5 protein-coding genes are annotated in these 6,918 nt (G+C 64.3%); 2 read left to right on the top strand and 3 right to left on the bottom strand.

The window, feature by feature from the left end; genetic code table 11:
• Positions 1 to 67 precede the first annotated feature (67 nt).
• Positions 68 to 1,408 carry a hypothetical protein gene (locus AC1DT2_RS12955; protein ID WP_477296673.1) on the top strand — a complete coding sequence of 447 codons (1,341 nt, stop codon included), beginning with the start codon at positions 68 to 70 and terminating at the stop codon, positions 1,406 to 1,408.
• Between the two features lie 276 nt (positions 1,409 to 1,684).
• Entirely contained in the window at positions 1,685 to 4,723 is a 3,039-nt protein-coding gene (locus AC1DT2_RS12950) for a TonB-dependent receptor (protein WP_477296671.1), read from the top strand.
• Positions 4,724 to 4,803: 80 nt separating this feature from the next.
• Here AC1DT2_RS12950 and AC1DT2_RS12945 read toward each other — a convergent pair whose 3' ends face one another.
• From AC1DT2_RS12945 to AC1DT2_RS12935, 3 genes are all read right to left on the bottom strand, one after another.
• A complete protein-coding gene (locus tag AC1DT2_RS12945; protein ID WP_157503875.1) occupies positions 4,804 to 4,977 on the bottom strand; it encodes a hypothetical protein in 174 nt (57 codons plus the stop codon).
• A gap of 23 nt (positions 4,978 to 5,000) precedes the next feature.
• Positions 5,001 to 5,237, bottom strand: coding sequence for a hypothetical protein (locus AC1DT2_RS12940; RefSeq protein ID WP_063570947.1), 237 nt, complete (start codon positions 5,235 to 5,237; stop codon positions 5,001 to 5,003).
• A 74-nt stretch (positions 5,238 to 5,311) separates the two neighbouring features.
• A partial coding sequence (locus AC1DT2_RS12935) for a GH36-type glycosyl hydrolase domain-containing protein (protein WP_477296668.1) occupies positions 5,312 to 6,918 on the bottom strand: 1,607 nt, incomplete at its 5' end.

Here is a 6,918-nt window from a genome sequence, read left to right as displayed (position 1 = left end):
CTGCGAAAGACGCCGCTAACCGAGGAGGTCAATAGGTAAAACAGGCTCAAGGATGACAATAACTTCATTGAACAGGGTGCCGACGCCGGTCTCGTTACCGGCGTCGCGCTCCCTGCCGGCGACAGCGACCGCAGGCACAGCGGCTGCCACGTCCACTGTATCGCCCGCCGCGCAGGGCCCTTCGGTGGTCGTCACGCTCAGCGGTGCCACCAGCGCACCGGCACCCGCCGTCTACTCCATCCCACCGGTCAAGTCCGTCCCCGTCTGGCAGGATGCATCCGTCGCCATCAAGACGGCCAGCGGCCGCGCACTCACGCTCACGCTGCAGGACGACGGTAGCTTCAAGGTAAAGGCCGAACGCGACGCACCACTGAGCGACGCCGAAAATGCGGGGATCGCGAAACTCTCCGTCGCCTTCAAGAGCGTGCTCGACGGCATGGCCTCCGCGCCGCCTCACCTGGATCTCGGCAGCCTCGCTCAACTCGATACGACCGTCCTCTCGTCGATCCACGTCAGCGCCCATGCCGCGGGCAGCGATCAGCCCATACAGACGATCGATTTCAGCGCCGACGCGACATCGCGCGCCGTGAAGATCGACGGTTCGGCCGGCCAGATCGATGTCAGCGTGGACCTGAGCTCACCTGCCATCACCGGCAGCAAGGCCCAGCAGGCGACAGCGCTGGCCAATTACCTAAAGCAGGTCGACCAGGCCGCGGCACGCGGCCATGCAGATCCCGCCCTGGTGGCCCTCTTCAAGGACGCATTCACGCAGATCAATGCGCCAGCCGGCATCGACGCGGCAGCCACCACACGTTCCACCTCGTGGCTCACCGATACCGACCATGCCCTGATGAGCGGGCTCGCGGACTTCAGCGCCTCGTTCACGCAGTCGGCGCGCGCCTCCAACCCGTATCGCGCCGATGAGCACGACGCATTCTCCTTCCAGGTATCGCAAAGCACCCAGGTGTCCGGCCGCAGCGCATCCGAACGCGATATCTCACAGACCTCGTCGTCGCAGTTGCGCGCGAGTTTCCATTCGGCCCTTTCAGCCGATGCGCGGCTCAACCTGACTGAAGATCCGAAGTCGCAGAACTACTACTACACGCAGATCGACGACTCCGCGCAGAGCAACGTGTCCATCGGCTACCGGAAAGGCCTCCTCGTGCAGGCGCTTTCGGGTCGTACCGCAAGCCAGAGCACCGAGCAGTCGAAATACATCATGGGCAAGAAGGTCGAAGACCTGACGGTGCCGCTGAAAAAATCACAGCAGCGCGACCTGCTTCCCGTGCTCACGCAGATGGAAAGGCACCCGCCCCGGACGAAGACCGAACGCGACGAGCGCGCCCGGACACTCGCGGGGATCCACGACAGCCTGGGGCTGCAGACCGACCCGGTCGCCCTCGGCTAGTCCGACCTCGCCTCCCGATAGGGATGTCTAGAGGGCTATACATTCGAAATAAGTTTCGATATAACTGGCTCACGTGCTGCGACGCAGCACGTTTTGTCACATCAGGGATGTAGCCGGCGCTAGCCCGGCTACCGGCACCTACGACCCGGCACGACGCCGGCGTCCAGGTCGCGCCTTCAAGGGGATTTGCCTTCGATTACCCATCATGCCCGGCCCTGCGGCAGCAGAGACCGTGCGCGCTTACGCCCCCAATTCGGTTCGAGGAGAGCGTCGTTCATGTCCAGCAAGACCCCCAGCATCCCGCGTGCACTCGCCGCAGCCCTCGCGGTGGCGATCAGTTCCGGCGCCATGGCGCAGTCCACCACGGGCAGCCTTTTCGGGCAGGCACCCGCCACAGCCGGTGCGTCGGTAACGGTTACAAGTGATACCGGTCTGAGCCGCGATGTCCCGCTCGACGAGCGTGGCCGCTACTCAGCCGGGCAGTTGCCCCTGGGCACGTATACCGTGGCCCTGAAAGTCGATGGCAAGGTGGTCGACACGCGGCAGAACATCACGCTCAAGGTGGGCGCCGGTACCGAGGTGTCATTCGCCGCCGCGCAGGCGCAGTCGCTGGAGGGCATCACGGTATCCGCGGCGGCGTTGCCGAGCATCGATGTGTCGACGGTCGATTCACGCACCGTCGTCACCTCCGAACAGCTCGCACGCCTGCCGCTGGGTCGCAATTCCGAAGCCATCGCCCTGCTTGCCCCGGGCGTGGTCAACAACGGCGGTAGCTTCAAGGGGCCGACGGGTAACTCACTGGTGAGTTTTGGTGGCTCTGYCGCAAGCGAGAACGCCTATTACGTCAACGGCTTCTCCACGACGGATCCCCTGCGAGGCTTCGGCGGACTGTCCCTGCCCTACGGCGCGATCGACCAGCAGGAGGTCTATACCGGCGGATACAGCGCGCAGTACGGCCGATCCGATGGCGGCGTGATCAACGTGGTGGGCAAGCGCGGCACCAACGAATGGCATTTCGGCACACAAGTGTTGTGGGAACCGAATTTCGCGCGTGCCAGCCAGCGCAACCGCTACTTCGAGAACGGGCTTCCGGCATCGCCCAAAGCCGGCCAGCTGTACTCGCCCGATAGCAAGGATTCCGCCACCAGCACCACGGTCAGTGCATACGCGGGAGGTCCGCTGATCAAGGACAAGCTGTTCATCTTCATCGCCGGTGAGTACGAACGGCAGCAGGGCACCACCGTCAACCCGGTGAGCGGCTTCAGCAGTACGAAGCCTTATGTCGACTACCGTTACAACGAACCGCGCTGGTACGGAAAACTCGACTGGAACATCACCGACAGCAACATCGTCGAAGTGACCGGTGCCTCGGACAAATACGAGACCTCCGGTACGGTCTACGGGTACGACTACCAGACACGTACGCGCCAGGACCGGATCGGCGGCGACGATAACATCAAGACGGGCGGCGACTTGTGGACGGCCAAATACACCGGCTATCTCACCGACGATCTCACGCTCACGGCACAGTACGGCAAGCTGAAAAGCGACGACTACGACGCACCCGCCGGCTACGCCCCTGATCTCACCTATGTGGATGGACTCACCAACCAGAATCCTGCGCTGAACAACGGTGCACCACGCGGTAACAACCAGACCGTGGCCAGCCTGAGTCCCGCCGGACGCGGCAACCGTACGACCAACACGCGCATCGACCTGACCTACAAGATCGGCGACCACACCATCACCGCAGGCATCGACAACCAGACCGCCAAGGCACTGGACCAGGGCACGATCACCTCGGGGCCGGGCGGGTATTCGTGGACCTACGGCCAGGGCGATCCGAATACACCGATTTCCACGGGTCTTGGCGTGCCGGCCACGGGCGGTTTTCCCAATGGTGCACAGGGCTACTACGTCATCCAGAACATCAACAGCAGCCTTGCCACCGTGCGCTCCACGCAGCGCGCGCAGTACATCGAAGATCGCTGGCAGATCAACGATCGCTGGCTCCTCTCGGTCGGCGTGCGCAACGACCAGTTCGAGAATTTCAACAGCGACAGCGAGCCCTTCGTCACCCAGCACAAGCCGCAGTGGGCGCCACGCCTGGGCGCGAGCTGGGACGTAAACGGCGATGCGACCTTCAAGGTCTACGCCAACGCGGGCCGTTATTACCTTGGCCTGCCCCTGAACCCCGCGCTCAACGCAGCCGGCGGCGCACTCACCACCTCGCAATACTTCACCTACGGCGGCATCGCCGGCGATGGCACGCCGACCGGACTGACCACGATTTCACCGCCGGTCGCGGCGAACAACACCTTCGGCCAGCTGCCCGATCCCTCCACCGTGACCACCAAGGGCCTCAAGTCCGAATACCAGGACGAATTCATCCTCGGCTTCACCAAGACCCTGGGCAGCAAGTGGGTTTACGGCGCAAAGGCGACGCAACGTATCCTGCGCAACGCGATCGACGACTACTGCGACATCGACCTCGTGCTGGCCAAGGCGCAGTCGCTCGGGTACGACGTCACCACGACGAGCAACCCCGTGAGCTGCTGGCTRTTCAATCCGGGCAAGGCGAACACGTTCAATCTGGTCGACACGGCAGGGAATCACGTCAGTGTGCCGCTCACGAACCAGGAGTTCGGCTTCGACCGACTCAAGCGCCGCTACTACGCGCTTGAATCGTTCCTGGAGCACCCGTTCGATGGGACCTGGTACGCGCGAGCGACATACACCTTCTCGCGCAGCTACGGCAACACGGAAGGACAGCTTCGCTCGGACCTCTATCGCGAGTCGCGAGGTACCGGTCAGACAGCGGTGTCGACCACCCAGGACTGGGACAACTCGTACATCATGGTCAACACCAATGGCCCGCAGAACAACGACCACAAGCACCAGCTGAAGGTTTTCGGCTACTACCAGATCACCCCCGAGTGGCTGGTCAGCGGCAATCTCAGTGTGATCTCCGGTGCACCCAAGCCGTGCCTGGGTTACTTCGGCCCGGATCGCGAAGACCCGGCCGGCTACGGCAACAGTTACCACTTCTGCAACGGCCTGCCCTCGCCACCGGGAAGCCACGGACGCCTTCCCTGGGTGCGTCAGCTCGATGTCGGTGCGACCTATCGCCCAGCCTTCGCCGACGCCCGGCTGGCGTTCAACGTGAATGTGTTCAACGTGTTGAACGAGCAGCGTGTGGTCGGCATCTACCCGAATGCGGAGTCCAGTCCGAACCTGGCCAACCCGCTCTACGGGACACCGACATCACGGCAGTTGCCGCGCTACCTGCGCCTGAGCGCCAACTACGACTTTTGAGGACTTCTGTGGGAGCCGCTTCAGCGGCGATGGCCTTGCGGCGACCTGGCTATCGCCGCTGAAGCGGCTCCCACACATGATCAGGAATCGTCGTCGGGGCCGCCTTCGTTGGAATAGGCTTCTTCCGCAGCTTCGTCATCGGCGTCGCGTTTGGCCGGGGCGGCTTTGGGCAGCTTTTCCGTCGGCGTCTCGCTGCGGCTCTTGCGGAGGTCGTCGATGATTCGTTGGTTGATGCTCTGGAACGGGTTGCTCATCGTTGACCCCAAAAGGCGGTTCATCAATGCCGCGACGTTCGCGGCGGGAAGTTTTCCGGTTCACTGATCACCGAGTCGGGCGCGGCGACGGACTTGCGTCCCCTCAGCTGTTTCGCCGTGAGAGGCAGGCACTCGCCCTTCTCGTTGATCTCGCGTATCGCACAGGCCGCCGGGTGGGTAGCCGCGGCGACATCGTAAGCCTCGAGGATCGAGCGCCTTGCTTCGAGGTAGGACGGTCGATCCTTTGAAATCGTAGCCATGGCGCCATACTCCGCTCGACGCCAACAAGGGCGCCCCCAACCGCGAGGCTGCGCCCTGCGCCGTTACCCCGCCGTTAGCCTCGCGGGTACACCACGTGCACCTTGTACTCACGCTGATCGTCCTCCAACGGAAGACTGTCGCCCTCGATGGAAGCACCGTCCAGCAGGATGCCCGACGATTCGCCGTCCCGTGCCGGCCGGAGATCGATCGCGTAGGTCGAGCCGCCGAACACGTAGCGCAGGCTGTAGCCCGCCCACGACGTCGGGACACAGGGACGGACACGCAGCCGGCCCTCCTCCAGGCTCAGCCCCAGCAGCGACTCGACCAGCAGGCGGTACATCCAGCCTGCGGACCCCGTGTACCAGCTCCAGCCGCCCCGACCTACGTGTGGCGCCACGGAATAAACGTCCGCCGCGAGTACGTAAGGCTCGATCTTGTAGCGCTGGATCGCGTCGGCATCTTTCGTATGGCTGGCCGGGTTGATCATCCTCGCCAGTTCCCACGCGCGGTCGTGGTTGCCCATGTGCGCGAAGGCCATCGCCGCCCAGACCGCCGCATGCGTGTATTGCCCACCGTTCTCGCGCACGCCCGGCACGTAGCCCTTGATGTAACCGGGATCCATCGCCGAGTGATCGAAGGGCGGGTCGAGCAGGCGAATCAGCCCGACATCGTCCTGCACGAGATGACTGCTCAGCGACGCCATGGCCTGCGTGCGGCGTTCGTCCGTGGCAACGTCCGAGAGCACCGACCAGCTCTGCGCGATCGCATCGATGCGGCATTCGTCGTTGCTGGCCGAGCCCAGCGGCGTACCGTCGTCGAACCAGGCTCGGCGGTACCACTCGCCGTCCCAGGCATGCGCTTCCAGGGCAGCCGACAACTTGGTGACTTCCGCCGTACAGCGGTCCGCGAAAATTGCGTCGCCGCGTGAGCGTGCTGTCACCGAGAACTCGCGCAGCACGTGAACCAGGAAGAAGCCCAGCCAGACGCTCTCGCCCTTGCCGCCCTCGCCCACCTTGTTCATGCCGTCGTTCCAGTCCCCGCTACCCATCAGCGGCAGGCCGTTGCGCCCACGCGGCATGGAGTGCTCGATGGCGCGCACGCAGTGTTCGTAGAGACTGGCCCGAATGCCCGAGGGGCGCGGCAGGTCGTAATAGGACTCCTCACCGGGCCGCAGCGGACGGCCTTCGAGGTATTCGACCGCCTCGTCGAGCACCGCCGCGTCCCTGCTGGCGTGCACGTAGCGGCTGGTGGCCAGTGGAAGCCAGAGGTAGTCGTCGGAACACGCCGTGCGAACGCCGCGCTCGATGGGCGGATGCCACCAGTGCAGCACATCGCCTTCGACGAACTGATGCGCTGCGCAGAGCAGCAACTGGGCGCGTGCCATGGCGGGCGCCGCGTGCTGCGTTGCCATGGAATCCTGTAACTGGTCGCGGAAGCCGATGGCTCCGCCGGACTGGTAATAGCCACTACGTGCGAACAGGCGGCTGGCGATCGTCTGGTAGAGCAGCCAGCCGTTCGCCATCGTGTCCATCGCAGGCTCCGGCGTCCTGGCCTGAACCACACCGAGCACCCCACGCCAGTGAGCACGCACGGCACTGAGTACCCTTCCAGCGGTGCCGTCCTGGCGGAAGCGCTGCACGAGGCCGCGCGCCTCGGCTTCATTGCCGCCCATGCCCAGCC

The sequence above is a fragment of the Luteibacter sp. P4_E6 genome, from assembly GCF_056401535.1.
The sequence above is the reverse complement of the archived record's forward strand: the minus strand, read 5'-3'. Positions and strand labels throughout refer to the sequence as shown.